26 protein-coding genes and 2 pseudogenes are annotated in these 26617 nt (G+C 72.8%); 16 read left to right on the top strand and 12 right to left on the bottom strand.

All coding sequences use genetic code 11. The features are described from left to right. Positions 1-172: 172 nt before the first annotated feature. On the top strand, positions 173-2227 hold the full coding sequence (locus AB0P24_RS18170; protein WP_365795215.1) for a molybdopterin cofactor-binding domain-containing protein: 2055 nt from the start codon (positions 173-175) through the stop codon (positions 2225-2227). A gap of 31 nt (positions 2228-2258) precedes the next feature. Next, on the top strand, positions 2259-2717 hold the full coding sequence (locus tag AB0P24_RS18165) for a (2Fe-2S)-binding protein (RefSeq protein WP_365795049.1): 459 nt from the start codon (positions 2259-2261) through the stop codon (positions 2715-2717). A 266-nt stretch (positions 2718-2983) separates the two neighbouring features. On the opposite strand, the gene AB0P24_RS18160 is transcribed toward AB0P24_RS18165, so the two are convergent. Further along, entirely contained in the window at positions 2984-3958 is a 975-nt protein-coding gene (locus AB0P24_RS18160) for an alpha/beta hydrolase (RefSeq protein WP_365795047.1), read from the bottom strand. A 151-nt stretch (positions 3959-4109) separates the two neighbouring features. Between AB0P24_RS18160 and AB0P24_RS18155 the strand changes: the two are divergent. Beyond that, positions 4110-4235: pseudogene (locus tag AB0P24_RS18155) on the top strand (LLM class F420-dependent oxidoreductase); the annotation flags it as partial. Between the two features lie 66 nt (positions 4236-4301). Here AB0P24_RS18155 and AB0P24_RS18150 read toward each other — a convergent pair. Further along, positions 4302-4859, bottom strand: a complete 558-nt coding sequence (locus AB0P24_RS18150; RefSeq protein WP_181808158.1) for an NAD(P)H-dependent oxidoreductase — start codon at positions 4857-4859, stop codon at positions 4302-4304. A 101-nt stretch (positions 4860-4960) separates the two neighbouring features. Between AB0P24_RS18150 and AB0P24_RS18145 the strand changes: the two genes are divergently transcribed. Next, positions 4961-5641, top strand: coding sequence for a helix-turn-helix domain-containing protein (locus tag AB0P24_RS18145; protein WP_365795044.1), 681 nt, complete (start codon positions 4961-4963; stop codon positions 5639-5641). On the opposite strand, the gene AB0P24_RS18140 is transcribed toward AB0P24_RS18145, so the two are convergent. Both AB0P24_RS18140 and AB0P24_RS18135 read right to left on the bottom strand, forming a co-directional pair. After that, the gene (locus AB0P24_RS18140) at positions 5616-6812 is read right to left on the bottom strand and encodes an NAD(P)/FAD-dependent oxidoreductase (RefSeq protein ID WP_365795042.1); all 1197 of its coding nucleotides are present in this window, start codon (positions 6810-6812) and stop codon (positions 5616-5618) included. The two genes, AB0P24_RS18145 and AB0P24_RS18140, sit on opposite strands and share 26 nt — an antisense overlap. 9 nt (positions 6813-6821) lie before the next feature. Next, the gene (locus tag AB0P24_RS18135) at positions 6822-7493 is read right to left on the bottom strand and encodes a TetR/AcrR family transcriptional regulator (RefSeq protein WP_365795040.1); all 672 of its coding nucleotides are present in this window, start codon (positions 7491-7493) and stop codon (positions 6822-6824) included. A 158-nt stretch (positions 7494-7651) separates the two neighbouring features. On the opposite strand from AB0P24_RS18135, the gene AB0P24_RS18130 reads away from it, so the two are divergent. Together AB0P24_RS18130 and AB0P24_RS18125 are read left to right on the top strand one after the other, a co-directional pair. After that, positions 7652-8698 carry a LacI family DNA-binding transcriptional regulator gene (locus tag AB0P24_RS18130; RefSeq protein ID WP_365795038.1) on the top strand — a complete coding sequence of 349 codons (1047 nt, stop codon included), beginning with the start codon at positions 7652-7654 and terminating at the stop codon, positions 8696-8698. A gap of 124 nt (positions 8699-8822) precedes the next feature. Next, positions 8823-10259: a benzaldehyde dehydrogenase gene (locus AB0P24_RS18125; RefSeq protein WP_365795036.1), complete on the top strand. Its 1437-nt coding sequence runs from the start codon at positions 8823-8825 to the stop codon at positions 10257-10259. A gap of 6 nt (positions 10260-10265) precedes the next feature. On the opposite strand, the gene trxA is transcribed toward AB0P24_RS18125, so the two are convergent. Further along, positions 10266-10640, bottom strand: a complete 375-nt coding sequence (trxA, locus tag AB0P24_RS18120) for a thioredoxin (protein ID WP_365795034.1) — start codon at positions 10638-10640, stop codon at positions 10266-10268. 133 nt (positions 10641-10773) lie between these two features. On the opposite strand from trxA, the gene AB0P24_RS18115 reads away from it, so the two are divergent. Then, complete coding sequence (locus AB0P24_RS18115; RefSeq protein ID WP_365795032.1) at positions 10774-12201, top strand: NAD(P)/FAD-dependent oxidoreductase; 1428 nt, start codon at positions 10774-10776, stop codon at positions 12199-12201. 124 nt (positions 12202-12325) lie between these two features. Here the strand turns inward: AB0P24_RS18115 and AB0P24_RS18110 are convergent, their stop codons facing one another. Further along, entirely contained in the window at positions 12326-12970 is a 645-nt protein-coding gene (locus AB0P24_RS18110; protein ID WP_365795030.1) for a peptide deformylase, read from the bottom strand. Between the two features lie 116 nt (positions 12971-13086). On the opposite strand from AB0P24_RS18110, the pseudogene AB0P24_RS18105 reads away from it, so the two are divergent. From AB0P24_RS18105 to AB0P24_RS18095, 3 genes and pseudogenes are all read left to right on the top strand, one after another. Further along, positions 13087-13764: pseudogene (locus tag AB0P24_RS18105) on the top strand (PepSY domain-containing protein); the annotation flags it as partial. Between the two features lie 108 nt (positions 13765-13872). After that, on the top strand, positions 13873-14289 hold the full coding sequence (locus tag AB0P24_RS18100) for a BlaI/MecI/CopY family transcriptional regulator (protein ID WP_365795213.1): 417 nt from the start codon (positions 13873-13875) through the stop codon (positions 14287-14289). 6 nt (positions 14290-14295) lie between these two features. Further along, the gene (locus AB0P24_RS18095) at positions 14296-15216 is read left to right on the top strand and encodes a M56 family metallopeptidase (RefSeq protein WP_365795028.1); all 921 of its coding nucleotides are present in this window, start codon (positions 14296-14298) and stop codon (positions 15214-15216) included. A gap of 58 nt (positions 15217-15274) precedes the next feature. On the opposite strand, the gene AB0P24_RS18090 is transcribed toward AB0P24_RS18095, so the two are convergent. Together AB0P24_RS18090 and AB0P24_RS18085 are read right to left on the bottom strand one after the other, a co-directional pair. Then, complete coding sequence (locus AB0P24_RS18090; protein ID WP_365795026.1) at positions 15275-15634, bottom strand: tetratricopeptide repeat protein; 360 nt, start codon at positions 15632-15634, stop codon at positions 15275-15277. Positions 15635-15762: 128 nt separating this feature from the next. Further along, positions 15763-17046: an MFS transporter gene (locus AB0P24_RS18085; protein WP_365795024.1), complete on the bottom strand. Its 1284-nt coding sequence runs from the start codon at positions 17044-17046 to the stop codon at positions 15763-15765. A 214-nt stretch (positions 17047-17260) separates the two neighbouring features. Between AB0P24_RS18085 and AB0P24_RS18080 the strand changes: the two genes are divergently transcribed. Next, on the top strand, positions 17261-17938 hold the full coding sequence (locus AB0P24_RS18080; protein ID WP_365795022.1) for a metalloregulator ArsR/SmtB family transcription factor: 678 nt from the start codon (positions 17261-17263) through the stop codon (positions 17936-17938). A 97-nt stretch (positions 17939-18035) separates the two neighbouring features. On the opposite strand, the gene AB0P24_RS18075 is transcribed toward AB0P24_RS18080, so the two are convergent. After that, complete coding sequence (locus AB0P24_RS18075; RefSeq protein WP_365795020.1) at positions 18036-18818, bottom strand: DNA-formamidopyrimidine glycosylase family protein; 783 nt, start codon at positions 18816-18818, stop codon at positions 18036-18038. Positions 18819-18978: 160 nt separating this feature from the next. On the opposite strand from AB0P24_RS18075, the gene AB0P24_RS18070 reads away from it, so the two are divergent. Together AB0P24_RS18070 and AB0P24_RS18065 are read left to right on the top strand one after the other, a co-directional pair. Next, a complete protein-coding gene (locus AB0P24_RS18070) occupies positions 18979-19194 on the top strand; it encodes a hypothetical protein (RefSeq protein WP_293995971.1) in 216 nt (71 codons plus the stop codon). A 140-nt stretch (positions 19195-19334) separates the two neighbouring features. Further along, a complete protein-coding gene (locus AB0P24_RS18065) occupies positions 19335-20189 on the top strand; it encodes a chitosanase (RefSeq protein WP_365795017.1) in 855 nt (284 codons plus the stop codon). Between the two features lie 73 nt (positions 20190-20262). Here AB0P24_RS18065 and AB0P24_RS18060 read toward each other — a convergent pair whose 3' ends face one another. Genes AB0P24_RS18060 through AB0P24_RS18050 form a run of 3 tightly spaced genes read right to left on the bottom strand, consistent with a single transcriptional unit; the run spans position 20263 to position 22264 of the window. Further along, complete coding sequence (locus tag AB0P24_RS18060; protein WP_365795015.1) at positions 20263-21069, bottom strand: SAM-dependent methyltransferase; 807 nt, start codon at positions 21067-21069, stop codon at positions 20263-20265. A 35-nt stretch (positions 21070-21104) separates the two neighbouring features. After that, complete coding sequence (locus tag AB0P24_RS18055) at positions 21105-21365, bottom strand: DUF397 domain-containing protein (RefSeq protein ID WP_365795211.1); 261 nt, start codon at positions 21363-21365, stop codon at positions 21105-21107. A gap of 23 nt (positions 21366-21388) precedes the next feature. Further along, on the bottom strand, positions 21389-22264 hold the full coding sequence (locus tag AB0P24_RS18050; RefSeq protein WP_365795013.1) for a helix-turn-helix transcriptional regulator: 876 nt from the start codon (positions 22262-22264) through the stop codon (positions 21389-21391). Positions 22265-22524: 260 nt separating this feature from the next. Here AB0P24_RS18050 and AB0P24_RS18045 point away from each other — a divergent pair, with 260 nt between their 5' ends. The 3 genes from AB0P24_RS18045 to AB0P24_RS18035 all read left to right on the top strand — a co-directional run bounded on the left by AB0P24_RS18045 (position 22525) and on the right by AB0P24_RS18035 (position 26609). Continuing rightward, complete coding sequence (locus AB0P24_RS18045) at positions 22525-22965, top strand: ATP-binding protein (RefSeq protein ID WP_365795011.1); 441 nt, start codon at positions 22525-22527, stop codon at positions 22963-22965. 91 nt (positions 22966-23056) lie between these two features. Further along, on the top strand, positions 23057-23335 hold the full coding sequence (locus tag AB0P24_RS18040) for a hypothetical protein (protein ID WP_365795009.1): 279 nt from the start codon (positions 23057-23059) through the stop codon (positions 23333-23335). A gap of 700 nt (positions 23336-24035) precedes the next feature. Continuing rightward, positions 24036-26609 (top strand): Pls/PosA family non-ribosomal peptide synthetase, encoded by a 2574-nt coding sequence (locus AB0P24_RS18035; RefSeq protein ID WP_365795007.1) that lies wholly within the window; start codon positions 24036-24038, stop codon positions 26607-26609. Positions 26610-26617: the final 8 nt, after the last annotated feature.

The following is a 26617-nucleotide window of genomic DNA, read 5'->3' as shown; positions in this document are numbered from 1 at the left end:
GGCCCCGCGGCGAGGAGAGCCGGGCACGGCAGGCAACCCGTGCGGACACCCGCCCCTCCTAGCTGTCGAGACCCGGTGCCGTACCGCGCCCGCACCGGAACCGACCGACAGGAGCCCCCGCTTGGACCGCAACGAGCCCCGGCGGGCCGCCGGACCGTCCCGCCGGAGATTCATGGTGTACACGGTCGCCGCGGCCACCCTCACGATCGCCGCCCCGCTCGGCTGCGGCACCCCGGAGGCCGACGGCGCCACCGCGGCCCCCGGCGTCCTGGTCACCGGCACCGACGAGGAGATGCTCGTCCTGGAGGTCACCGCCGCCAACGAGGTCGTCGTACGGCTGCCCCGGGTCGAGGTCGGCCAGGGCATCACCACCGCCGTCGCCATGATGATCGCCGAGGAGCTGGACGCCCGTCTCGCCGACGTCCGGATCCCGCTCGCCGACGCCCGCAGCAGGGGCAGCCAGTACACCGGCGGCTCCAGCTCGGTCCGTTCGCTCTACGGCCCGGCCCGGCAGCTCGCCGCCACCGCGCGCGCCCGGCTGGTGACCGCGGCCGCCCGCCGTTGGCGGCTGCCCGCGCGCAGCCTGCGCACCCGGAACACCATGGTCGTGGCCCCCGACGGCCGGACGGCCACCTTCGGCTCCCTCACCGCGAGCGCCGCCCGGATCCGCACCCCGGACGTGCCGGGCAAACCCAAGCCGGCCTCCCGGCACCGGCTGATCGGGAAGCCGACGACCAGGATCGACGCTCGGGACATCGTCACCGGCGCCGCGAAGTACGCCGGCGACCTGGCGGTGGCGGGCGCGAAGCCGACCGTGGTGGCCCGGCCCCCGACCCTGCGCGGCAGACTGCTCTCTCTCGACGACACGGCCGCCCGCGCCCTGCCGGGCGTCCACGCGGTCGTGCGGATCCCCGCCGGGGTCGCCGTCGTGGCCGAGACCTTCCACCACGCCTTCCAGGCCCGGGACGCACTCCGGATCACCTGGGCCGACGGGCCGCTGGCACCCCTGTCCGACAAGGAGATCCGCGCCCGGCTGCGGGCCGCGGTACCCCGGCTCGGCACCCCGCCGCGCGGATCCACCCAGATCGAGGGCGAGTTCGCGTTCGCGTTCGTCAGCCACGCCCCGATGGAGGTGCTCACCGCCGTCGCCGACGTCCGCTCCGACCGGGCCGAGCTGTGGTTCGCCACCCAGACACCGATGGACGCCCGGGACACCCTCGCCGACCTGCTCGGCCTCTCGAAGAGCGCCGTACGGGTCCATGTGACGCGCGGGGGCGGCTCGTTCGGGCGGCGGCTCACCTTCGACCAGGCGATCGAGGCGGCGCTCGTCTCCAAGGCGGCCCGCAGACCCGTGAAGCTGATGTGGAGCCGCAACGACGACACCCGGCACGGCAGGATGCGCCCCGCCGACCACCACCGGATCCGGGCCAGTCTCGCCGGGGGCCGGGTGGTGGCCTTCCAGCACATGTCGGCCTCGGTGGGGGAGTCGTCCGACGGGAAGGGCGTGACCGCGCAGTCCGGGGCGGTCCGGCCGTTGCCCAGTGACAGCGGGCTGTACGACTTCGGCCGGGTGGGCGGTGACGCGGGCGGCATCGAACTGCCGGTACCGCTCGGCGCCTGGCGCTCGGTGGACTCCGGGACCATGCGCACGGCGGAGGAGATCGTCGTCGACGACATCGCCCGCGCGCTGGGCCAGGACCCGGTCGCCTTCCGCCGTGCCACCCTGCGCGGCAGCACGGTGAAGGCCGTCCTCGCCAAGGCGGCGGCCGCCGGTCACTGGGGCCGCCGCATGCCCGCGGGCACCGCCCAGGGCGTCGCCGTCCACGAGGAGTACGGCTCCGCCGTCGCCTGCCTGGCCGAGATCGACGCCACCGACCCGAAGAACCCCCGGGTCACCAAGGTGGTGATGGCCGCCGACGTCGGTACGGCCGTCAACCCGCGCGGCCTGGAGGCGCAGCTCATGGGCACCGCCGTCGACGGCATCTCCACCGTGCTGCGGGCCGGGCTGCACATCGACCGGGGCACGGTCCGGGAGGGCAGCTTCGCCGACTTCCACTACGCCCGCCAGCGGCACGCCCCGCTGGAGTTCGAGGCCCACATCCTTCCGTCCGGCGGGGAACCGGGCGGCGCCGGCGAACTCGGCGTCCCCGCGGCGGCGGGCGCCGTCGCCAACGCCTACGCCCGCGCCACCGGCCACAGGCCGCGCAGCTTCCCCCTCGACTTCTGACCAGCCGCTTCCCGACTCCCCGAAGGCACCGATGCGTTCGTATTCGTTCGTCCTCAACGGCAGACCGGTGACGGTCGAGGCCCCCGCCGACATGCCGCTCCTGTGGGTCCTGCGCGACCTGCTCGGCGTCACCGGCCCCAAGTACGGCTGCGGGGTGGGGGTCTGCCGCGCCTGCACCAGCCACCTCGACGGCGAGGAGATCCAGCCCTGCGTCGTCCCGGTCGCCGACTGCGCGGAACGCGCGGTCACCACCATCGAGGGCCTCGCCGACGGCGACACCCTGCACCCCGTCCAACAGGCCTGGCTGGACCGCGACGTGGCGCAGTGCGGCTTCTGCCAGCCCGGCCAGATCATGGCGGCCGCCGCCCTGCTCAAACGCACCCCGCACCCCACGGACGCAGACATCGACGACATCGAGAACGTCTGCCGCTGCGGCACCTACTCCAGGATCAGGGAGGCGATCAAGAAGGCGTCGGCAAAGGGGAGCTGAGCCCCCTCATCCGGCAGGTCCGTCCGGGCCCTGGCGGCGAACTCGGGCAGAAGGCGCTCCCGGTTCGCGGCTCCCGGGGCGGCTCCAGGCCGAGCCGCGCAGGGAAAGCACCCCCGGCGTCCTCGCGGTCGCCGCCGGGACCGGATTCATCCGCAGCGTCGACGACGCGGTGCGGCGGTTCTACGGCACCGTGGCAGTCCACCTCGACCGGGCGTCGGGCCGGCGGGCGCGCGCACGTCACGGTACGCCCGTCGGCTGACGTCCGCTCACCGCGCCAGCAGCCGGCGCAGCCAGTCCACATGGGCCGCCCTGGCCGCCTGGGAGAGGGCGGCCTGGGGGGCGAAGCCGTCGAAGCCGTGGAAGCCGCCGGGCCAGACGTGGAGTTCGGCGATGCCGCCGGACTGCCAGATGCGGGAGGCGTAGGTGACGGTCTCGTCGCGGAAGGTCTCGGCGGAGCCGACGTCGAGGAAGGCCGGGGGGAGGCCGGTGAGGTCGGTGGCGCGGGCCGGGGACGCGTAGGGGGAGACGTCGGGGCCGCCCCGGCGCTCGCCCAGCAGGGCGGTCCAGCCGGTCTCGTTGGCCGTACGGTCCCAGACACCGAGGCCCTTCATCTGGTGGCCGGAAGGGGTGTCGTTGCGGTCGTCGAGCATCGGGCAGAGCAGCATCTGGCCGATCACCGCGGGGCCCTGACGGTCCCTCAGCAGAAGGGCCAGGGCCGCGGTGAGGCCGCCGCCCGCGCTGGCGCCGGCGATCACGATCCGTTCCGGGTCGCCGCCGAGCTCCTTCGCGTGCTCCGCCGTCCACAGCAGCCCGGCGTACACGTCCTCCACCGGCGCGGGATGGGGATGTTCGGGCGCCAGCCGGTACTCCACCGACACCACCACCGCGCCCAGCTCCTGCGCCCAGGCCAGCGGCACGTCCAGGCCCACCCGGTTGTTGCCGAGCACCATGCCGCCGCCGTGCACGTGGTAGATCACCGGGAGCGGGCCGGGGACGGCCGGGGCGACCGGGCGGCAGATCAGGAGCGAGATCTCCGGCGCGTCCGCCGGGCCGGGGACCGTGCGGTCCTGCACCTCGAACGCCCCGTCCAGGGTGAGGTCCAGCTCGGCGAGCAGCTGTATCCCCGCGCTCTGCCGGAGCGTGGCGATGTCCGCCATCGTGAACCCCGGGGAGATCACGTCCTTGATCAGCTCCAGGGCGGCGGACAGCTCGGGGTCGAACGGGGGCGGTACGGAGGTCATGGCGGCTCCTCGCGGTGGTGCGCTGCGGCTCGTACGCCTATGATCCGCGCGGTCGTACGATCCGCGGGGCCGCCGGACGGCGGAAGCTCCCCGCCGTCCGGCGGGTGCCCGTCCCGGCCCCGCCGGGCCGCCGACGCCGAGGCTTGACGTCGAGCGGCTGGGGGAGACGCTGCGGGTCTGCCCGCAGATGCGGGACCCGGAGGACAACGGCCCCTTCGAGGGCCGGCACCACCAGCTCGCCGAGCCCCTCTGCGTGCCCGCGCCGGTGACGGGGCCGTAGCGGGGCCGGGCCGGACGTGAAAGGGGCCGGAGCTGGTGAGCTCCGGCCCCTTTGCGGGGTGCCTCAGGCGGCCACGCCCACGTTGCCGTGCAGGCGGGCGACGACCTCGGTCAGCTGGGCGGCCACCTCGGCGTCGTCGGCCGGGTGGGTCTCGGCGAAGCGGGTCACCGAGCCGGGGATCGACAGCTTGATGTCCTCGACCACCTTGCCGCCGGCGATGCCCACGGCCTTGCGGGCCTCGTCCTGCGCCCACACGCCGCCGTACTGGCCGAAGGCGGTGCCGATGACGGCGACCGGCTTGCCGCCGAAGGCGCCGGCGCCGTACGGGCGGGACAGCCAGTCGATGCCGTTCTTCAGGACGGCCGGGATGGTGCCGTTGTACTCGGGGGAGAAGAGCAGGAACGCGTCGGCGGCCTGGGCGGCCTCGCGCAGCTTCGCGGCGGCGGCCGGGACGTTGCCCTCGACGTCGATGTCCTCGTTGTAGAACGGGATGTCGGCCAGGCCCTCGAAGACCTCGACCACGGCACCCTCGGGGGCCAGCTTGACGGCCGCCTCGGCGAGCTGGCGGTTGTGCGAACCGGCGCGGAGGCTGCCGACGAGAGCAAGGATGCGGACAGACATGGGGAACTCCAGGGGGGATGAAACACTGCCGTAACGAATCCGGACCGAGGTCCGTTTAATTTCTAACACTCTAACCGGACCGCGGTCCAGTTTTGTTCCCCATGCTTTACGCTGTCTTCATGTCCAGCGTCCTGCCGCCTCTCCCACAGCCCCAGGAGCCCTTCGACCGCCCGCAGTTGCTCGAGGTCGGACCCGCTCCGGAAGAGCAGTGCCTGCGTGCCGACGCCGCCCGCAACCGCGCCCGGCTGCTGGAGGCCGCCGCCCGGCTGATCGCCGAGCACGGGGTGGCCGGCGTGACCATGGAGGCGGTGGCCGCGGCGGCCGAGGTGGGCAAGGGCACGGTCTTCCGCCGGTTCGGCGACCGCACCGGCCTGCTGATGGCGCTGCTGGACCACTCCTCGCGGCGGCTTCAGGCCGACTTCCTCGGCGGCCCCCCGCCGCTGGGCCCCGGCGCGCCGCCGGTCGAGCGGCTCCGGGCGTTCGGCGTCGCGGTCCTCTACCGCGCGGCCGAGCAGCTCGACCTCCAGCTGGCCGCCCAGCCCGAGCCCACCCGGCGCTATGCCAATCCGCCGATCCAGGCGCTGCGCACGCATGTCACGATGCTGCTGCGGCAGATCCAGCCGGACGCCGACTGCGAACTGCTCGCCCAGACGCTGCTCGCCTACCTCGACCCCGCCCAGATCCACTATCTGGCCAGGCAGTGCGGGATGCCGATGGAGCGCCTGGAGGCCGGCTGGATCGACCTGGTCGACCGCGTCACGCGGACGGCACCGGCCCGCTGACGTCCGCCCCGACGAGGCCCTGCCCGCCGGCGTCCGGCCCGCCGCCGGTGAACATGTCGACCAGACCACGCGGCGCGTCGGCGCGGAACAGCATGGCACCGCTGCGCGCGGAGTCCGCCGCGGACCGCTCGGCACGCGCGAACATCTTCTCCTCGTAGGCGGTCAGGGCCGCCTCGGTGTCGCCCGGGTGCGCGACGAGCGCGAGGCCCAGGTCGGCGCCGTCGATCAGCGCCAGGTTGGCGCCCTCACCGGCGAACGGCGACATCAGGTGCGCCGCGTCGCCGAGCAGTGTGACCCCGGGCGCCCGGTCCCAGCGGTGGCCGACCGGCAGGGCGTGGATCCGCCGCGGCACCAGCGTGCCCTCGGCGTCCGCGACCAGCGCCCGCAGGCTCTTGTCCCAGTCGTCGAAGTGGTCGAGCACCGCCCGCTTGGCCGCCTCGGTGTCGGTGAAGTCGATCCCGTCCAGCCACTCCTCGGGCGCCTCCACCGCCGTATACACATGCAGGCTGCCGTCGCTCTCCCGGTGGCCGAGGAAGCCCCGGCCCGCGCCGAGCGCGAACAGCATGCCGCCGCCGACCACTTCGGCGCTCACCGGATGGCGTACGTCCGCCTCCGGCAGGTCCGTCTCCACGAACGAGATCCCGGTGTACGCGGGCCGCGCGTCCGAGACCAGCGGGCGCACCCGGGACCAGGCGCCGTCCGCGCCGACCAGCAGATCGGTGGTGAAGGAGCCGCCGTCCGCAAGGGTCACCTCGTGCCGGCCGGCACCGAGCGGGCGGGCGCCGGTGACCTTCGCGCCCCAGCGGATCACGCCCTCGGGCAGGGAGCCGAGCAGCAGCCGGCGCAGCTCGCCCCGGTCGATCTCCGGCCGCCCGCCGGTGCCGTCGTCCGGCTCGTCCAGCAGGACCCGGGCGTCCTTGTCCAGTACCCGCGTCGCCTGGCCGCCCGCGTGGACGTGCGCCAGGAACGCGTCGTACAGCCCGGCCGCGCGCAGCGCCACCTGGCCGGAGTCGTCGTGGATGTCGAGCATGCCGCCCTGGGTGCGGGCCTCGGGGGAGGCGTCGAGGTCGAAGACGGCCGCCTCGACGCCGTGCACCCGCAGCACCCGGGCGAGCGTGAGCCCGCCGAGGCCGGCCCCGACGATCGCGACGGGGTGGTGGGGAGTGGACATGAAGGGCTCCTAGTCGTGGGATCCGGGTACGGGGGTGTGCTCGATGCCGTTGATCAGGGCCTGGAACCCCCAGGACACGCGGGCCGCGGGTGCGCCCGACAGCAGCGCCCCGGAGGCGGCGGCGATGTGCGGGTGGGTACGGTCCGACACCTGGCTCAGCGCCCGGCCGAGCGAGTCCCTGTCCTCCTGGGACGCCCCGCCCGCGTGCTCGGCGGCGGTCGCGGTGGCGCGCTGGAGCAGCAGGTCGACGCCCCAGGCGGCCCGCTCGCGTGCCACCCCGCCCTCGGCGAGCAGGCCCAGCAGGGTCTCGATCAGGTTCAGGTAGTGCGGGCCGCTCGGCCAGGAGGTCAGCGCGGAGCGGGCCAGGCTCGGATGCTCCAGCAGCATCGTGGTGTAGGCGACGAGCACCTGCTCCAGCCGCTCCCGCCACGTGCCCTCCGCCGGGGCCGGGCCCACGGTGCCCAGGAGTTCGTCCAGGACCGCCGCGTGCAGCTCGGCGGTGTTGCGGACGTAGACGTACAGCGAGGCCGGGCCGGTGTCGAGCTCCTGGGCCAGGCGCCGCATGGTGACCTTCTGCAGCCCTTCGGCGCGCAGGATCCCCACGGCGGCGGCGACGATGCCCTCCCTGGTCAGGGCGGGCTTGGCGGGACGCTCCCGGCGGGAGCGGGGAGTTGCTGGCATGCGCCCACCATAACGAACATGTTCGTTGCGAACAAGTTCGTGACGAACATGTTCGTCGATGGGGCGCCGGCGTCGTGGGCTCCGACGGCCAGAGCCCAACTCGTCAACCTCTCAATCACCTTGCCCCGCCGGACCCCCCTGCCCGGGCCTCTGCCAAGATGCCGTACGTCATGGTGCACATCCCGAAACCGCCCTCGGCAGCGTCGCCGGTCCCGCGCTCGGTCCCCACGAGCGCCGATGTGGCCCGCCTGGCCGGAGTCTCCCGCGCGACCGTCTCCTACGTCCTCAACAAGACCAGTGCCGTCCGGATCAGCGAGCCCACCCGTCGCCGGGTCCACGAGGCCGCGAAGGAACTCGGGTACGTTCCCCACGCGGCCGCCCGCAGCCTGCGTGCCGGACACACCCGGATGGTCCTGATGCCCGCCCCGGCCATTCCGACGGGCCCGCGGTACGGGCAGTTCATCAACGAACTCCAGTGGGCCCTCAGCCGCCTCGACTACACGGTCGTCCAGTACGGCACCGCCGGCCTGCGTGGTCACGAAGCCGCCCGCGCCTGGGCCGAGTTGAGGCCGGTCGCCGTGCTGGTGCCGGGTGCCGAACTCGGCCCCGAGGGTGTCGCGGTGCTCAAGCGGGCCGGCGCCCGGGCCGTGGTCACCTTCGGCCCCGAGCGCGTCGAGGGCGCCCATGCCCTGCTGATGGACCACGACGCCGTCGGCAAGTGCGCCGGCAGCCACCTGCACGCCCGCGGCCGGCGCCGGATCGGCGTGCTCGTCCCCGAGGAGACCGGCCTGGAGACCTACTCCCGGCCCCGCCTCGAAGGCGTACGCCAGGTGCTGCGCGGCACCGACGCCGAGGTGACCGTGCTGCCGCTCGGCTACACCGAACAGTCGGCGGCCGAACTCGCGGCACGCTGGCCCGAGTTGGGGCTCGACGCGGTGTTCGCGTACAACGACGAGTACGCGATGCTGTTCATGCGCGCCCTCCAGGACGCGGGCGTGCGCATCCCCGAGGACACGGCGGTGCTCGGCGCCGACGACCTGATGCTCGGCCGGCTGCTGCGGCCCCGGCTCTCCACGATCCGGATCGACCTGCCCTCCGGCCGCGACCTCGCGGAGCTGGTCGACCGTGCGGTCCGCGATCCGGGCGGCGCACCGGAGACGCACCGGGTGCTCGGCGCCTCGGTGGTGCAGCGCGAATCCAGCTGACGGGTCACCCTGATCGGGGGCGGTGCTTTTCCGGGCCCCCTGGCTAAGATGTTGCGCGCTCAACCAAACGGCTCATGGCAGCGCCGTGGGCCGCGCAACCCCGGTGATCGATCGGAGAGCCGTCATGCCGTTGCTCGACCCGAAGACCTGGCAGGCGAGCACCCTGTCCGGCGCACAGTACGAAGTCACCGAGCCCGCCACCGGCGACACGCTCGGCACGGTCACCCTGGCCGCGCCCGCGGACGTCTCCCCGGCCGCCGCGGCCGCCCGCGCCGCGCACCGCGACTGGGCTCGCGCCCCGCACTTCGTCAGGGCCCAAGTCCTGCGCAGGGCAGGTGACTTGTTCACGGAGCACGCCGACGAACTGCGCGAGTGGATCGTCCGCGAGTCCGGGTCCATACCCGGCAAGGCGGACTTCGAGCTGCACGTCGCCGCCCAGGAGTGCTACGAGGCCGCCGCCCTCGCCTCCCGCCCGGCCGGCCAGGTGCTGCCCAGCGAGGCGCCCCGGCTGTCGTACACCCGCCGGATCCCGGTCGGTGTCGTCGGGGTCATCTCGCCGTTCAACGCGCCGCTGATCCTGTCCATCCGCTCCGTCGCGCCCGCCCTCGCCCTCGGCAACGGGGTCGTCCTCAAACCCGATCCGCGCACCGCCGTGTGCGGTGGGCTCGCGCTCGCCGCGGTGTTCGCGGAGGCCGGACTGCCGGAGGGGCTGCTGCACGTGCTGCCCGGCGGGGCGGACGTCGGCGCGGCGCTGGTCGAGGACCCGCTGGTGCCGGTCATCTCGTTCACCGGCTCCACGGCGGCCGGCCGTGCGGTCGGCGAGGCCGCGGGCCGCCGTCTCAAGCGCGCCCATCTCGAACTCGGCGGCAACTCCGCCCTGATCGTGCTGGAGGACGCCGACCTCGACGCGGTGATCTCCACGGCCGCCTGGGGATCCTTCTTCCACCAGGGCCAGATCTGCATGACCACCGGACGGCACCTGGTCCACGCCTCGCTCGCCGACGAGTACGCCGAGCGCCTCGCAGCGAAGGCCGACTCGCTCGCCGTCGGCGACCCGCACCGCGAACAGGTCCACCTCGGACCGGTCATCGACGCCGGTCAACTCGCCAAGATCCGCGGCCTGGTGGAGTCGAGCACCGCCCAGGGCGCCCGACTCGCCGCCGGCGGCACCCATGAGAACCTCTTCTACCGGCCGACGGTCCTGACCGGCGTCGACGACCGCACACCCGCCTACGCCGAGGAGGTCTTCGGACCGGTCGCGCCCGTGCGGTCCTTCGCCGACCTCGACGAGGCCGCCGCGCTCGCGGCCGACAGCTCCTACGGCCTCTCCCTCGGCATCGTCACCCGGGACACGGCGCGCGGCCTGGACCTCGCCGAACGCATCCCGACCGGCATCGTCCACATCAACGACCAGACCGTGAACGACGAGGCCGTGGCCCCCTTCGGCGGAGTCGCCGCCTCCGGCACCGGTGCCCGGTTCGGCGGCGAGTCCAACCTGGAGGCGTTCACGGACGTGCGCTGGACGACGGTGCGCGGGGACGTGGCGCCGTACCCCTTCTGACCGGGACTACTGCGCGTCGCCCTGCTGTGCGGTGATGCTCTTGCGGACCTCGTCCATGTCCAGCTTGCGGGCCTGGCCGATGACGTCCGTCAGGGCCGCCTCCGGCAGGGCGCCGGGCTGGGCGAAGACGGCGACCTGGTCGCGGACGATCATCAGGGTCGGGATCGACTGGATGCCGAAGGCCTGGGCCAGCTCCGGCTGCGCCTCGGTGTCCACCTTGCCGAACACCAGGTCGGGGTTGTCCTGGGCGGCCTTCTCGTAGACCGGGGCGAACATCCGGCACGGGCCGCACCAGGACGCCCAGAAGTCGATCAGGACGAACTCGTTCTCCGTGACCGTCTGGTCGAAGTTCTCCTTGGTGAGCTCCACGGTGCTGCTCATGCGTGCTTCCCTCTTCCTGACGTGGGGGGCACCCCGGGACGGGGCGAACCGTCCGCACAACATGTCCGGCCGGACAGGTATTCCGCCCCCTACCCGTGTGGCCCGGGCGCACACCACCAGCAAGACTGACCCCATGACGGAAACGGAAACCATCGCTTACGACGTCGTGGTGCTCGGGGCCGGGCCCGTGGGGGAGAACGTCGCCGACCGCACCCGTGCGGCCGGCCTCTCCACCGCGGTCGTGGAGAGCGAACTCGTCGGCGGCGAATGCTCGTACTGGGCCTGTATGCCCAGCAAGGCCCTGCTGCGCCCGGTCATCGCCCAGGCGGACGCCCGCCGCCTGCCCGGCCTCGCCCAGGCGGTCCAGGGCCCGCTCGACACCCCGGCGGTGCTCGCCCGCCGCAACTACTTCACCTCGAACTGGAAGGACGACGGCCAGGTCGCCTGGCTGGACGGCATCAGCGCCGACCTCTACCGAGGCCACGGCCGCCTCGCCGGGCCGCGCACGGTCACCGTGACCGGCCCCGACGGCACCCTCACCACCCTCACCGCCCGGCACGCGGTGGCCGTCGCCACCGGCACCCGTGCCCAGTTGCCCGGCCTGCCCGGCCTCGCCGAGGTGAAGCCCTGGACCAGCCGCGAGGCCACCAGCGCCCAGGAGGCACCCGGCAGGCTGATCGTCGTCGGCGGCGGTGTCGTCGCCACCGAGATGGCGACCGCCTGGCAGGCCCTCGGCTCCCGGGTCACCGTCCTGGTCCGCGGCAAGGGGCTGCTCAACCGCATGGAGCCGTTCGCCGGCGAACTCGTCGCCGACGCGCTCAAGGAGGCCGGCGCCGACGTCCGCACCGGTACCTCCGTGCGGTCGGTGACCCGCGAGAACGGCACGGTCGTGGTCGTGACCGACAGCGGCGACCGCATCGAGGCCGACGAGATCCTCTTCGCCACGGGGCGCGTCCCGCACACCGACGACATCGGCCTCGACACGGTCGGTCTGGAGCCGGGTTCCTGGCTGCCGGTGGACGACACCCTGCTGGTCGAGGGCACCGACTGGCTCTACGCCGTCGGGGACGTCAACCACCGGGCGCTCCTCACCCACCAGGGCAAGTACCAGGCCCGGATCGCGGGCGCGGCGATCGCGGCGCGCGCCGCGGACACACCGCTCCTGGACATGCCGTGGGGTGCGCATGCGGCCACCGCCGACCTGCACGCCGTACCGCAGGTCGTCTTCACCGATCCGGAGGCGGCGGCCGTCGGGCTCTCCTTCGCGGAGGCGGAGCAGGCCGGCCACCGGGTGCGGGCGGTCGACGTCGAGTTCTCCTCCGTCGCCGGGGCGGGACTGTACGCCGACGGGTACAAGGGGCGCGCCCGGATGGTCGTCGACCTGGAGGCGGAGATCCTGCGCGGGGTCACGTTCGTGGGGCCCGGGGTGGGCGAGCTGATCCACTCGGCGACGATCGCGGTCGCGGGGGAGGTGCCGATCAGCCGGTTGTGGCATGCGGTGCCGTCTTATCCGACGTTGAGCGAGGTGTGGCTGCGGCTGCTGGAGGCGTACCGGGGGTAGTCCCGAGGGGCACGGGGTGCGTGGGTTGTCCGCGGGCCGGTGGGGGCTTGTCGCGCCCACGCGGCGGTAGCCGCATGTCGATACAGCCCCGCACCCCTTCGGGGCGCGGTCGGGTCCCGTCGGCCTACGGCAGGTCGAAGCCCAGCGCCTCCGCCGCCGTCGCCGGGGTCGGCTGGGCCCAGCGCCCCGCCATCGCCTCGTTCGACGACAGTGAGCGCAGCTCTGCCCTGTCCAGGTACAGCGTGCCGTCGAGGTGGTCGGTCTCGTGCTGGACGATGCGGGCCGGCCACCCCGTGAACACCTCGTCCAGCGGATGCCCGTGCTCGTCCGTGCCGGTCAGCCGCACGCTCGCGTGCCGGGCCACCACCGCCTGCCAGCCCGGCACGCTCAGGCAGCCCTCGAAGAAGGCGGCGCGGGCGGTGCCGGCGGGCTCGTACACCGGGTTGACCAGCACCCGGAACGGCTGCGGGACCCGGCCCCGGGCCACCGCCACCTCCTCCGGTACCGGTGCCGGGTCCTCGAGCACGGCGATGCGGAGCGGGACGCCGACCTGGGGAGCGGCCAGGCCCACGCCCGGGGCCGCGTGCATGGTGACGCGCAGCGCCTCGACGAACCGGGCCAGCAGGGCCGGGGCCAACTGGCCGTCGTAGGGCTCGGTTCCGCGTCGCAGGACCGGGTCGCCGGCCGCGACGACGGGCAACGGCCCGCCGGGGGCGAGGAGTTCCTCGATCCGCTCGGCAAGGGGTGCGCGCTCGCTGGGAGATGCCATCGAGCCAGCATGCCATGGCAGGGCGTGTGACGCGGGTCACTTCAAATGTGGGGAACTCGGCCCGGCCGCGCTCCGACTACTGGACCGTCCGCACCCCCGCACCAGTCCCCGGAGAAGACGAACTGCGCACCTCCCTCGGCCAGGCCACCCCGGCGGTCTCCGCGGCCGCGAGCGGCGGCGAACACGCGGGACACGGTACGGCGGCCGGAACCGGCGGCGACGCCGAGCACGGCGTCGGCCTGGACAAGGTGCTCGCCGCCGCCCGCGCCGAGGGGCTGGGCGACCCCGTCGAGATCGTCCCGCCCGCCGACGCGAACAGCGCCTACGTGGTCAGGCAGGTCCAGCGCAGCTGGCCCGAGAAGCAGGACTCCGTCGCCGTGGACCCGGGCACCGGCGAGGTGACCGACGTGCTGCGCTTCGCCGACTATCCGGTGCTCGCCAGACTCACCCGCTGGGGCATCGACCTGCACACCGGCATCCTCTTCGGCGTGGTCAACCAGCTGGCCCTGGCCCTGCTCGCGCTCTGCCTGATCCTGCTGATCCTGTGGGGCTACCGCATGTGGTGGCAGCGCGGCCGCGGCTCCGCCTTCGGTCGGCCGGTCCCGCGCGGTGCCTGGGCCGAGGTCCCGCCGTACCTCCTCGTCCCGGCGCTGGGGGTGATCGCGGTCCTCGGCTGTTTCGTGCCGCTGCTCGGGATCCCGCTGGCCGCCTTTCTCGCCGTGGACATCGTGCTCGGCGAGATCGCGTACCGTCGTGGGCGGCGCTCGTACGGGAGGAGCGCCGGCGTGAAGTAGCGTGGTCAGACACGCTGCTCGCGGTGGCGGCGAGTGAGCCCGGGGGCGTTCGGCACCGACGGGGGCGCCTCGGGGGTGAACCGAGTGCAGGAGAGGGGAGACGGGACGATGGCGCGGGCCCGGCGGGGGCAGGGGGAGCTGGAGGGCCAGGTGCTGGGCGCGCTGCGCGAGGCCGGCGGTCCCGTCACCGCCGCCTGGGTGCAGGAGCGGCTCGGCGGCGACCTCGCCTACACCACCGTCGTGACCATCCTGACCCGGCTGCTCGCCAAGGACGTCGTCGCCCGTGAGCGGCGGGGCCGCTCCTTCCTGTGGACCCCCACCGCCGACGTGGCCCGGCTCGCCGCCCTGCGGATGCGCCGGCTCCTCGACGGCGAACGGGACCGTGCGGCGGTGCTCGCCAGCTTCGTCACCGACCTGCCGCCCGGTGACGAGCAGGTGCTGCGGGCCCTGCTGGAGGCCGCCGGACCGGGGCAGGTGAACACTCGGAACGCCGCGCCCAGCGACGACGGCGGTACGGAAGACTGACCGGCCATGGGGGTCTTCGTCTTCCTGCCCTTGGTCCTGCCGCTGACCGCGTGGCCCGTCGCCCGGCTGGCCGAGGGGCGGCTGCACCCGCGCGCCGCCACCCGGCTGCTCACCGCGATGGCCGTGGTCATGGCCGGGTGCAGCACGCTGTGCCTGGCCCTGCTGATGGTGGTCGGCACCGCCCAGTTGCCCGGCAACCCGCTCCCGGACGGCTGGTCCGACCCGGAGGTGCGGGCCGCCGTCCCGCACGACGAGATCGCCGGCCGCGCCGCCATCCCCGCCCTCGCGGCGGTCGCGGCGCTGTGCGGCCGTGCCCTCCACCGGCACCGCCGCGTCATCCGGCTGGCCCGCCGGGCGCTCACCGGACTGCCCGGCCGGGCGGTCTGCGTGCTGCCCGACAGCACCCCCTACGCCTACGCGCTCCCCGGCCGGATCGTCGTCAGCACCGCGCTCCTCGACGGCCTCGCCCCCGGTGAACGCCGGGCCCTGTTCGCCCACGAACGCGCCCATCTCGCCGCCCGGCACCACCGGCACCTGCTCGCCGTGCACCTGGCGGCCCGCGCCAACCCCTTCCTGCGGCCCCTGCGCACCGCCGTCCGCTACACGGCCGAGCGCTGGGCGGACGAGGAGGCGGCCGGTTCGGTGGCGGACCGGCCGACGGTCGCGCGTGCCATCGGCAAGGCGGCGCTGCTGTCTCGCGGCACCCCGGCGCCGACCGTGGCCGGGCTCGCCGCCACCGGTCCGGTGCCGCGCCGGGTCGCCGCGCTGCTCGGTCCCGCTCCGGTGGCCCGCGGCTGGCCCGCCGCCTTCACCACGGCCGGCCTCGCGGTCTGGGGCGCCGCCGCGGGCACCCTCGTATCGGCGATGTCCTCGGCGAACTCGGCGGTCACCCTGTTCCTGATCCTGCGCGCGGCCGCACCGCTGTGACGTCGTCCGGCCGCACGGCGCCGAAGGGGCCCCCGGCACTGCCAGGGGCCCCTCCTCGTCACTCCTGCGGGAAATCGCCGGCCAGCGCCGAGGCGATCCGCAGATGCGGCGCCGCCTCTTCGTGCCGGGCCTGCCGCTGGAGCGTACGGCCCAGCATCAGCCGGGCGTAGTGCTCCACCGGGTCGCGCTCGATGATCTCGCGCAACTCGGCCTCCGCGCGGCGCAGTTGGGCCGAGTGGTAGTAGGCGCGCGCCAGCAGCAGCCGGGGTCCGGTCTGCTCCGGCACCTCCTCGACCAGCCTGGCGAGCACCCGTGCGGCGCCCGCGTAGTCCCTGGCGTCGAAGAACAGCTGTGCCCGGGTCCAGCGCTCGGCGGCGGTTCCCTGGTCGTAGTACGTCGTGTCGTACGTGGTGTCCACTCGTGACCTCCTTCGGCGCCGACAACAGGCAGAGATGCTTGAAAATTCCACCACCCATGCCCGGCGTCCTCGCCGCCGCCCTCGGCACGGAGAGCCTGCCCCGGCCGTGGCCGGGACGGGCCGGTCGATCACCGGGGGTCGGGCCGGTGCTCGGTGATCCAGCGGGCGGCGAGGAGCCCGGAGGCGGCGGTGAGGACGGCGGCGGCGACGACGGTGGCATTCAGGCCGACGGCGTCGGCGACGACGCCGGCGACGAGCGCGCCGAGGGCGTAGCCGATGTCCCGCCAGAACCGGTACGTGCCCAGGGCGTTGGCCCGCCAGGCGGGGTGGGCGTGGTCGGAGACGGAGGCGATCAGGGCCGGGTAGACCATGGCGGTGCCCAGGCCGAGCGCGACGGCGGACAGGATCCCCGCGAGCAGCGGGCGTCCGAGCAGGGCGAGGGCGAGCACGAAGCCGCCGGCCTGGACGAGCATTCCGCAGACGATGAGGGGTCTGCGGCCGATGCGGTCGGCGAGGTGGCCGGTGGGGATCTGCCCGAGGCCCCACAGGACGGGATAGAGGCCCTTGATCAGTCCGACGGCGGCCAGGCCGAGGCCGTGCTCGGTGAACAGCAGGGGGAAGACGCCCCAGGTGAGGCCGTCGTTGAGGTTGTTGACCAGCCCGGCCTGGCTGGCGCCGCGCAGGGAGCGGTGCTGCCAGGAGGTGCGTCTGAACGCCGCCTTCAGGCCGGTGTCCTCGTCGGTGGGCAGGGGCTTGGTGTGGTGGGCGAGTTCGAGCGCGACGTGGGCGGCGGTGTCGCGGACGACCAGGGCCAGCGCGAGGCCCGCGATGACGAAGACGACGCCGATGAGCTCGGGGACCGGGCGCAGGCCGTGGCGGGTGGCGAGGTAGCCGGTGAGCAGAGCGGTGACGCCGACGGCGGTGTAGCCGGCGGCCTCGTTCAGACCGGTGGCCAGCCCGCGGCGGGCCGGGCCCACGAGATCGATCTTCATGTTGACGGTCATCGACCAGGTCAGGCCCTGGTTCAGGCCGAGCAGCACGTTGGCGGCGACGATCCAGCCCCAGGACGGTGCCCAGGCGAGGGCGAAGGGGACGGGGATGCCGATCAGCCATCCGGCCACCAGCAGCTGCTTGCGGCGGAAGCGGGCGGTGAGGGCTCCGGCGGCGAGGTTGGTCAGTGCCTTGGTGACGCCGAAGGCGATGATGAACGAGAAGACGGCCAGGTCGCTGGTCAGGCCGAACGTCTGCGAGCCGATGAGCGGGACGGTGGTGCGTTCCAGGCCGACCAGGCCGCCGACGCAGACGTTGACGATGACCAGCAGGGTGAACTGAAGCCGGTTCTCCCGCAGTCCGAGGCGTACGGGCCGGCCGCGGGCGTCGGTCGGCGTGGTGGCCGCGGTGGTGGTGTTCACGTGTTCGTGTCCTCTGTGCCCTGGATGAGCTTCTGGCCGTGGGCGGCGGGGTCGGCTGCTGGTGGGGGTGCGGCTGCCCGGCCCGTTGTCGACCGGCGGTATCGGGTGATCGTCGGCGAAGCCCATCGTGCCGTCCTTCCTCGGGGCGCCGGGCGGAGTAGGGCGTCACCGCCGAGCATCGGTTACAGTAATCCATAGATATTTGGAGGAAGCAATGCGGGATGCCACCACAGGCGGCACCAAGGCCGCCCTCTACGACGCGTTCGCGGCCAGCGGCAAGGCGCTGGCCAGCGGAAAGCGCCTTGAGCTGCTCGACCTGCTCGCCCAGGGCGAGCGCACCGTGGACGCTCTGGCCAAGGCCGCCGGGCTGAACCTGACCACCGCCTCGGCGCACCTTCAGATCCTCAAGCAGGCCGGTTTCGTCGCCACCCGCCGCGACGGCGTACGCATCCACTACCGGCTCGCGGGAGACGACGTCGCCCAGCTCTTCGCCCTGCTGCGCAGGGTCGCCGACCGCCATCAGGCCGCCGTCCCCGCCGCTCGCGACGCCTACCTCGGCGAGGACGGCGCCGCGGAGGTCACCCACGAGGAGCTGCTGGCCCGGGTGGAGGCCGGCAACGTGGTCGTGCTCGATGTGCGGCCGGTGGAGGAGTACCTCGCCGGCCACATCCCCGGGGCCGTCTGCATCCCGGTCGCCGAGCTGGCCGACCGCGTCGGAGAACTGCCCGGCGAGACCGAGGTCGTCGTCTACTGCCGCGGCGAGTACTGCGCGCTCGCCTACGACGCCGTACGCCTGCTCACCGACCGCGGACGGCGGGCGATCCGGCTCAACGACGGCATGCTCGAGTGGCGCCTCGCCGACCTTCCCGTGCACGCCGGGGCGACGGCGTGAACGAGCCGTCCGAGGAGGCGGCAGGGGCGGCGGGTGCGACGCCGGCCCTGCTCGGCCGGCCGCTGTCTTGCCGTCCCGCCTCCGCCGGGCGGCCGCGTCAGTGCTGGCAGGCCGGGCACCAGACCGTGCGGCGGCCGGAGATGCGGCGTGAGCGCAGGCCGGTACCGCAGCGGGGGCAGGTGGGCTCGGCGTCGTCACGGTGGCCGGTGAGCCAGGTGGTGCGCGGGGGCACGCGGGCGGCGCGGCAGGACGAGGTGAGCACCCGGCGCATCGCGGTGAACACCCGACGCGCCTCGGCCTCGTCGAGTTCCCGGCCGGGACGCCCCGGCGCCACCCGGGCCCGCCACAGGATCTCGTCGCAGAGAAGGTTCCCCAGGCCGGCGATGGCGGACTGGTCCATCAGCAGACCCTTGACGGCGCCCCGCCGCCCGGCGAGCAGCGCCAGGAAGTCCTCGCGGCCGATGTCGAGGGCGTCGGGCCCCAGCCCGGCCAGTATGCGCTCCACCGCCTCGGGTCCGTCGGCCAGCCGTACGCCCTGGAGTTTGCGCTGGTCGCGATAGCGCAGCTGGCGCTCGCCGTCGAAGGTGAGGACGACCCGGTCGTGCCGGTCCGGCGGGTCGTCGGCCGAGGCCGCTATCAGCCGGCCGGTCATGCCGAAGTGCCACACCAGGGCCGGCCCGTCGCCGAACGGCGCCACCAGCAGTTTGCCGTGGCGGCGCGGCGTACCCAGCCGCCGGCCCTCGACCTCGCGCCGCAGCCGCCGCACCCCGACGCCGCGCAGGACACCCGCGTCCCGCACGTCGACGCGCCGGACGCGGTGCCCCCGGCCGCAGGAGTCCAGCACCTCGCGAAAGCCCTCGACGTCCGGCAACTCCGGCATGACTCCTCCCGGCGGCGCTCCCGGTGGTGGTCTCGGTGGTGATCCCGGCGCGCTCTCTGCATCCCGGGTAGCCGCGTTCGCCCGCGCCCAATCGTCGCGAGGCGCGGAAGCGGGCCCGGTCCGCCGCATGATCCGCGCCGCTCGGGGGCATGCGGTCCTTATGGAAGGCGCGCCTGTGATCGTGCAGCCGCCGGGCCCCGACGGCGGCCGACGGGTCACCATCCGCGGGGAGTACGTCGGCATCGCGTACCACCTGCTCGACATCGTCGAGTTCCTGCGTCGCGCGGGCCTGCCCGAGGCCAGTACGACGGTCGACGACCCCGAGCTGATCGAGTGGCGCGGCATCGGCCCGAAGGCCTGGACGGCCACCGGCTGACCCGCGTCGGACGACCCGGACCGCACCGGCGGAGTTGTTCGACCCTACGAACTTTCTGTGTGACGGGTACACATCAGTCCCATCTACTGATAGGAAACCTTCCTATCGATGACTGATCCCAACCCCCCACTGGAGTCCCTGTGCGGAACCCGAACGACACCACCACGAACCCGGTCCTGACCTCCCGCCGCACCCTGCTCGCCCTGCTCGGCGCGTCCGCCGTCGGCGCCGGAGCCGTACTGCTGCGCCCGGCGCACGCCTCCGCCGCCGCGACCGCCGCGAGCTGTGCGGGCCTCGACGACCCGGCGAAGAAGGAGATCGCCATGAAGCTGGTGTCGAGCGCGGAGAACTCCTCGCTCGACTGGAAGGCGCAGTACAAGTACATCGAGGACATCGGCGACGGCCGCGGCTACACCGCCGGGATCATCGGCTTCTGCTCCGGCACCGGCGACATGCTCGACCTCGTCCAGCTCTACACCGACCGCAAGCCCGGCAACGTGCTCGCCAAGTACCTTCCCGCCCTGCGGCAGGTCAACGGCACCGACTCGCACAGCGGCCTCGACCCGAACTTCCCCGCCGACTGGCGCAAGGCCGCCCAGGACACCGCCTTCCAGCAGGCCCAGAACGACGAACGCGACCGCGTGTACTTCAACCCGGCCGTCCAGCAGGGCAAGACGGACGGGCTGGGCACGCTGGGGCAGTTCACGTACTACGACGCCATCGTCATGCACGGTGACGGCGACGACCCCACCAGCTTCCGCAACATACGCAAGCGCGCCCTCGGCAAGGCCAAGCCCCCGGCGCAGGGCGGCAACGAGGTGACGTACCTCAACGCCTTCCTCGACGCCCGCGTGTGGGCCATGAAGCAGGAGGAGGCCCACAGCGACACCACCAGGGTCGACACCGAGCAGCGGGTCTTCCTGAAAAAGGGCAACCTGTGCCTGAACACCCCGCTGGACTGGAAGGTGTACGGCGACAGCTACCACATCGGCTGACCCCCGGGCTGTCGTACCGCCGATTCCCCGCGCGGTACGACAGCCCAGAGGCGGACCCCCCTCACCGCGGCCGTCACGGCTTGATGCCCACCCCGGTCCACAGGCTGACCTCGGCGTCGGTGGCGGTCGGCTCCTCGTCCGGGCGCCAGCGGTGGCCCACGGACACGCCGGGGTCGAGCAGTTCCAGCCCGTCGAAGAACCGTGCCACGTCCGCCCGCGAGCGGAACTGCACCGGGGTCCCGGCGCTGTTGTAGATGTCGGTGACCTTCTGCCAGGTGCCCGGGTCGAAGTCGGGCGTGCAGTGGCTCAGGGCGAGCGCGCTGCCCGAGGGAAGCACGTCGAGCAGCCGGCTGACGATGCCGTACGGGTCCTGCGCGTCCGTCACGAAGTGCATCAGGGCGTTCAGCGACAGTGCCACCGGCCGGCCGAGGTCCAGGACCTCCGCGAGCTCGGGGGCGTCCAGCAGGGCCTGCGGGTCGTTGACGTCCGCCTCGATGTAGGTGGTACGGCCCTGTGCCGTGCTGCGCATGAGACGCTCGGCGTACTTGAGCACCAGCGGGTCGTTGTCGGCGTACACCACCCGGGCCTCGGGGACCACGGACTGGGCCACCTGGTGCAGGTTCGGCTCGGTGGGGATGCCGGTGCCGATGTCCAGCCACTGCCTGATGCCGTGCTCGCGGGCGAGAACGCGGGTGGCCCGGTGCATGAAGGCGCGGTTCTCCCGCGCGCACACGAAGATGCCCGGGTAGGCGGACGCCACGGTCTCGGCGGCCTGTGTGTCCACCTCGAAGTGGTCCTTGCCGCCCAGGTAGTAGTCGTACATGCGGGCGGAGTGGGGCCTGCTGGTGTCGATGTCCCGGGCTATGGGGGAGTTGGTCATCCTGAACCTTTCAGAGGAGGAGCGTGGGGGAGGGGTCAGCCAGTCGTGAGGTGGTCCGCGAGGCCCCGCTTGACCCCGGTGACGAACGCGGTGATCTCTTCCGGGGTGTAGATCAACGCGGGACCGGCCGGATCCGTCGACTGGCGCAGCGCGATCCGGCCGTCGGCGAGCTGTTTCGTCTGCACGCACTGACCGCCGTTGGGGCCGCTCCAGGGCGATTCCCAGCCCTGTTCCCCCAGGTCCGATGCGGGCATGCCGTTGTACACGTCGTGGACGCTGCCGTCGAAGGTGGTCATGAGTACTCCTTCGTCGAAGGTGGTCATGAGTACTCCTTGCGCATGCGGTTCAGGAGCCCCCTGCTCTGCGCGTCGGAAGTGAGCAGGGACATGCGGTTGTGCGCCTCCAGGTGGGCCACCACGTCGGAGCGCTGGTCCAGGTACATCGCGCCGGAGAGGATCTCGGTGTAGACGACGTCCGGCAGCTCGGGCTCCGCGAACCGGAAGTAGGTGAACGGGGCGCACGCGCCCACATGGGCACCGGCGGTGAACGGGACGACGTCGACGCTGACGTGCGCCAGCTCCGAGATCTCCAGCAGCCGTTCGATCTGCTCCCGCATCACCTCGGGCCCGCCGACCACCCGGTGCAGGACGGCCTCCTCCATCACCACCCACAGCGTCGGGGCGTCGGAGCGCTCCAGCAGGACCTGACGGCGCAGCCGCAGGTTCACCCGCCGCTCCAGGTCCTCGTCGCTGTCGTTCGGGAAACCGCCGCTGAGCACGGAGCGCGCGTACTGCTGGGTCTGCAGCAGCCCCGTGACGTAGTGCGGCTCGTACGTGCGCAGGGTGGTCGCGCCGGTCTCCAGGCTCACATAGGCGCTGAACCAGCTGGGCAGCACATCCCGGTACGTGTGCCACCAGCCGGGCTCGTTGGCGCGCTCGGCGAAGGCGACGAACTCGTCACGCTCCTGCCGGTCGGCGCCGTAGGTCTCAAGCAGCTTGTCCACATAGAGCGGCTTGAGCGTCACCTCGGCCTTCTCCAGCCGGCGAATGGTCAGGGGGGTGACCCGAAGCGCCCGCGCCGCGTCCTCCAGGGACACGCCCGCGTCCTGACGCCGCTCCTGGAGCCTGCGGCCCAGGATCATGCGGAGAACGGTGGGCGCACTGGTGCCGCCCGCGTTCGAACGTCCTTCGCTCACGCCCAACCTCCTGAGGGTCTGTCACCCGGACGAGTGTGACAGGCAGTTGTTGAAGCGACCATACCGATACCGGCATTCTGAAATTATCAGGGAGTCGGTTGCAGCCTGAACTCGCATGCGCGCATGATTACTTGAGTAAGTCGCGGCCACCATCGCGGGCGATGACACGCTCTCCGTGCGGCCGTTGCTGCGCCGTGCCTGTTCTGCTCCGCCGCTCTGCCCGGCTCTTCGCCGCGCCCGCATTACGGAAGGCAGTCATCGTGTCCCCCCACGCGACCTCCCCCCGCGACCTGTTAGACGTTGTCACGCCCGACCGGGCGCACTGGATCGAGCTGCCCTCGCACCGCTCCAGCGTCAGGGTCGCCCGCCGCTCGGTGAGAGCCCGGCTCGGTGAGTGGGGATTCTCCCGCGAGGTGTGCGAGGACGCGGTGCTGCTCGTGTCCGAGCTGGCCACCAACGCCGTCATCCACACGCTGAGCGTGCGGATCCTGTGCGGCATGGGACTGGTCGCCGACGGATGTCTGCGGCTCGAGGTCCATGACCACGACTACTCCGGACGCGACCTGCCCCGGCGCGAGCCCGGCCCCGACGACGAGGGGGGCCGGGGGCTGCTGCTCGTCGAGCAGCTCGCCGACTCCTGGGGCGTCGACCGGTCGAGGCTCACCAGCGGCCACGCGGTGTGGGCGATGCTCACGGCCTGACTCCGGTGCCTCGACGGGTTGTGAACAGGGCTTCGGAGAGGGGGAGTTGCTGATTTCACGCGGGTGCGCGGAACTGCATATGATCTTGGTCGTGACTGTGCAGAACTCTGACAAGACACTTTCTCGCAAGCAGCGACTCCAGGAGAAGCAGCGCCGTCAGCTGGCGGTGGCCGACATGGTGGACAAGGCCGAGGTCAAGGTCCGCAAGGCGGAAGCCGAACTGGCGGTGGCCGTCGCCGAAGCAGTACAGGTGTTCGGCGACGAGCGTGCCGCATCCGAGGGGCTCGACATGCCCGTGGAGGCAGTGCGCCGCTTCGTCGGCATGGCGGCGTACGAGACCGCCGCGGCGGCGGCCGGCGCCGACGCCTGAGGTGCCCTGAGGATCCGCGTCCCCGCGCCGCCGGTGCGGACTCCCGTCGGCGCGGGCCGGATCCGTGTACGGCCGCCGCACCGGATGCGGTGACGAGATTCCGCCTGCCCGTTCCGTGACACCGTCGCGTGCTCGCCCCTGGGGGGCCGGCGAGCCGCGAAGACCGGGCGAGCCGGTGAAGAGGGCCCGCTTCGGGCCACGCGGTCCGGACGAGCCGTGAAGGTCGGTCGGGCCGCGAGTGTCGGTCGGGTCGGGTTCGTCAAGGCTGGTCGGGCCGCGAACGTCGGGCGGGCTTGCGGAGGCCGGCAGGGCCGTGAGCGTGGGTCGGGTTCGTGAAGGCCGGTCGGGCCGCGAACGTCGGGCGGGTTCGTGAAGGCTGGTCGGGCCGTGAGCGTGGGTCGCGCTCGTGAAGGTCGGTCCGGCCGTGAACGTCGGGCGGGGCCGTGAAGGTCGGTCCGGCCGCCCGCGGTGGGGCGCCGCTCCGGTGCCGGGACCGCGGTGCGGGCTGCCGGCCGGGGGGCCGCCGTTCGGGTGACTTCGTGTGCTCCTCTTCCTGGCGTGAAACCAAGGGAATGCTGGCCTGACGGCTCATGACGGGCACTCGGCCAAGACCTCGGGACAAGTGGCAGGTAGTGCTCTTATCCGGACAAACTGAATCCGCCGGTTCGTGATCAGGAACATCCACGCTCCAGGAGATCGCATGGTGGAACAGTCCTCCGAGGTCGTGTCGGAGCCGGATGAACCCGCTGTCACCCTGACCGGCACCGGCCCCGGTGGGCCGGAGACCGAGCGCAGACTCGCGCAGGCGCTGGCCGGCCTCCTCGAAGCCGAGAGTGTCCCGGTCGACGCCCACTTCTTCGCCGACCTCGGCGCCAACTCCCTGGTCATGGCCCAGTTCTGCGCACGAATACGCAAGACGGCCGGTCTTCCCTCGCCGTCCATGCGGGACGTCTACCGGCACCCCACGATCCAGAGCCTGGCGGCGGCCCTCGAAGAGACCGCGCCCGCCGCTCTGGCGCACAGCCCGCAGCCGCCCGCGCCGGCGCCGCCGCCGAACAGGCGCGTGAACCGGCACAGCCATCTGCTCTGCGGGACCTTCCAGCTGCTGGTCTTCCTCGTCTCCTCCCTGGCCTCCGGATACGTCACCGCCGCGGGATACGAGTGGATCGCCACCGGCAAGGGACTGGCCGACGTCTATCTGCGGTCGCTGCTCTTCGGAAGCGGCGTGTTCGTGGCGCTGTGCGCGTTCCCCGTCGCCGCGAAGTGGGTGCTCGTCGGACGCTGGCGCCCCCGCGAGTTCCCCGTCTGGGGCCCGACGTACCTGCGCTTCTGGCTCGTCAAGGTGCTGCTGCACGCGAACCCGATGGTCTTCCTCACCGGGACCCCGCTGTACGTGCTGTACCTGCGGGCCCTCGGCGCGCGCATCGGCAAGGGCGTCACGATCCTGTCCCACTCCGTCCCCGTCTGCACCGACCTCCTGACGATCGGCGAGGGCACGGTGATCCGCAAGGACTCCTTCTTCCTCTGCTACCGGGCCTACGCCGGACACATCCAGACCGGCCGCGTCACCATCGGCGCGAACGCCTTCGTCGGCGAGAAGACCGTCCTGGACATCGACACCTCGCTGGGCCGCGGTGCCCAGCTCGGCCACGCCTCCGCCCTGCACCGCGGCCAGGCGGTCCCGGACGGCGAGCACTGGCACGGCTCACCGGCGGAACCCACCGGGACCGAGTACATCCGGGTCGCCCCGGCGAGCTGCGGCACCCTGCGCCGTGCCTGGTTCGGCCTCGGCACGCTGCTTCAGCTGATCTTCCTGTACATCCCGCTGGTCATCGGCGGCGTCTACATGCTGTTCACCGAGGTACCGGCGATCGGCAAGCGACTCGACCCCACGACGGTCGCGCTCGGCTGGTCGCAACTGCTGCCCGACGCGCTGCTGCTCTCCCTCGCGCTGTTCTTCGGGTTCGTCGTCCTCGGGCTGGCGGCCCTGTGCACCCTGCCGCGCCTGGTGGGCCTCGTGGTCAGGCCCGACAGGGTCTATCCGCTCTACGGACTCCACTACGCGCTGCACCGGGCCACGGCCCGCATGACGAACGTCAAGTTCTTCGCCTGGCTCTTCGGCGACAGCTCCTACATCGTCGGTTACCTCCGCGGCATCGGCTACGACCTGTCACAGGTGGAGCAGACCGGGTCGAACTTCGGCAGCGAGGTGCAGCACGAGACACCGCTGCTGGTCACCGTCGGCAGCGGAACGATGGTGGCCGACGGCCTCTCCGTCCTCAACGCCGACTTCTCCAGCACGTCCTTCCGGCTGTCCCGGGCCTCGATCGGCGCGCACAACTTCCTGGGCAACAACATCGCCTATCCGGCCGGCGGCAGGACCGGCGAGAACTGCCTGCTCGCGACCAAGGTGATGGTTCCCCTCGACGGCGAGATCCGCGAAGGCGTCGGGCTCCTCGGCTCACCGTGCTTCGAGATCCCCCGCTCGGTGGACCGCGACACCCGCTTCGACCACCTTCGGACGGGCGACACCTTCCACCGCCGGCTGGCCGCGAAGAACCGCTACAACCTCCGCTCCATGGCACTCATGCTGGGCGTGCGCTGGCTGCACACCTTCGCGCTCACCCTGTTCGGACTCGCCTCGGTGGACCTGTACGGAGTGGCCGGACACATGGTGATCGCCGGCTACCTGGCGCTCACCCTCGCCTTCTCCACCGCCTACTTCATCCTGCTGGAGCGCTGCCTCGCGAGGTTCCGCCCGCTGCGCCCCCGGCTCTGCTCCATCTACGACCCGTACTTCTGGTGGCACGAACGCCTGTGGAAGGTGCCGGACCACTTCCTCGAGATCTTCAACGGGACCCCGTTCAAGAGCCTGGTCTGGCGGCTGCTGGGAGTACGCATCGGCCGCAGGGTGTTCGACGACGGCTGCTACCTGACCGAGCGGACCCTCGCCACCATTGGCGACGACTGCACCCTCAACGCCGGCAGCAAGATCCAGTGCCACTCGCAGGAGGACGGCACCTTCAAGTCCGACGTCACCACGCTCGGCCGTGGCTGCACCCTGGGCGTCGGTGCCCATGTGCACTACGGCGTGACCATGGGCGACGGCTCCGTGCTGGCGCCCGACTCCTTCCTCATGAAGGGCGAGGAAGTCCCCGCCGACGCCCGCTGGGGAGGCAATCCCGCGGTGGACGTACCGGACGGCAGCCGGTTCGCGGGCGTCGGCCGGATCACCCCAGCAGCAGCCGACGCCGCCACGGCGACCGCGAGTTGAGGAAGGCC

The organism is Streptomyces sp. NPDC086519, assembly GCF_040686075.1.
Taxonomy (GTDB): domain Bacteria; phylum Actinomycetota; class Actinomycetes; order Streptomycetales; family Streptomycetaceae; genus Streptomyces; species Streptomyces shenzhenensis.
This window is presented reverse-complemented; position numbering and strand designations above follow the sequence as displayed.

Excerpts from the sequence above, each read along its gene's own strand:
- trxA (WP_365795034.1), bottom strand. The coding sequence starts at position 10,640 with ATGAGCAGCACCGTGGAGCTCACCAAGGAGAACTTCGACCAGACGGTC.
- AB0P24_RS18170 (WP_365795215.1), top strand. The coding sequence starts at position 173 with ATGGTGTACACGGTCGCCGCGGCCACCCTCACGATCGCCGCCCCGCTC.
- AB0P24_RS18135 (WP_365795040.1), bottom strand. The coding sequence starts at position 7,493 with ATGCCAGCAACTCCCCGCTCCCGCCGGGAGCGTCCCGCCAAGCCCGCC.
- AB0P24_RS18055 (WP_365795211.1), bottom strand. The coding sequence starts at position 21,365 with ATGACCACCTTCGACGGCAGCGTCCACGACGTGTACAACGGCATGCCC.
- AB0P24_RS18080 (WP_365795022.1), top strand. The coding sequence starts at position 17,261 with ATGCGGGATGCCACCACAGGCGGCACCAAGGCCGCCCTCTACGACGCG.
- AB0P24_RS18070 (WP_293995971.1), top strand. The coding sequence starts at position 18,979 with ATGGAAGGCGCGCCTGTGATCGTGCAGCCGCCGGGCCCCGACGGCGGC.
- AB0P24_RS18150 (WP_181808158.1), bottom strand. The coding sequence starts at position 4,859 with ATGTCTGTCCGCATCCTTGCTCTCGTCGGCAGCCTCCGCGCCGGTTCG.
- AB0P24_RS18160 (WP_365795047.1), bottom strand. The coding sequence starts at position 3,958 with ATGACCTCCGTACCGCCCCCGTTCGACCCCGAGCTGTCCGCCGCCCTG.
- AB0P24_RS18060 (WP_365795015.1), bottom strand. The coding sequence starts at position 21,069 with ATGACCAACTCCCCCATAGCCCGGGACATCGACACCAGCAGGCCCCAC.
- AB0P24_RS18140 (WP_365795042.1), bottom strand. The coding sequence starts at position 6,812 with ATGTCCACTCCCCACCACCCCGTCGCGATCGTCGGGGCCGGCCTCGGC.
- AB0P24_RS18110 (WP_365795030.1), bottom strand. The coding sequence starts at position 12,970 with ATGGCATCTCCCAGCGAGCGCGCACCCCTTGCCGAGCGGATCGAGGAA.
- AB0P24_RS18100 (WP_365795213.1), top strand. The coding sequence starts at position 13,873 with ATGGCGCGGGCCCGGCGGGGGCAGGGGGAGCTGGAGGGCCAGGTGCTG.
- AB0P24_RS18115 (WP_365795032.1), top strand. The coding sequence starts at position 10,774 with ATGACGGAAACGGAAACCATCGCTTACGACGTCGTGGTGCTCGGGGCC.
- AB0P24_RS18035 (WP_365795007.1), top strand. The coding sequence starts at position 24,036 with ATGGTGGAACAGTCCTCCGAGGTCGTGTCGGAGCCGGATGAACCCGCT.
- AB0P24_RS18095 (WP_365795028.1), top strand. The coding sequence starts at position 14,296 with ATGGGGGTCTTCGTCTTCCTGCCCTTGGTCCTGCCGCTGACCGCGTGG.
- AB0P24_RS18075 (WP_365795020.1), bottom strand. The coding sequence starts at position 18,818 with ATGCCGGAGTTGCCGGACGTCGAGGGCTTTCGCGAGGTGCTGGACTCC.
- AB0P24_RS18165 (WP_365795049.1), top strand. The coding sequence starts at position 2,259 with ATGCGTTCGTATTCGTTCGTCCTCAACGGCAGACCGGTGACGGTCGAG.
- AB0P24_RS18130 (WP_365795038.1), top strand. The coding sequence starts at position 7,652 with ATGCCGTACGTCATGGTGCACATCCCGAAACCGCCCTCGGCAGCGTCG.
- AB0P24_RS18145 (WP_365795044.1), top strand. The coding sequence starts at position 4,961 with ATGCTTTACGCTGTCTTCATGTCCAGCGTCCTGCCGCCTCTCCCACAG.
- AB0P24_RS18125 (WP_365795036.1), top strand. The coding sequence starts at position 8,823 with ATGCCGTTGCTCGACCCGAAGACCTGGCAGGCGAGCACCCTGTCCGGC.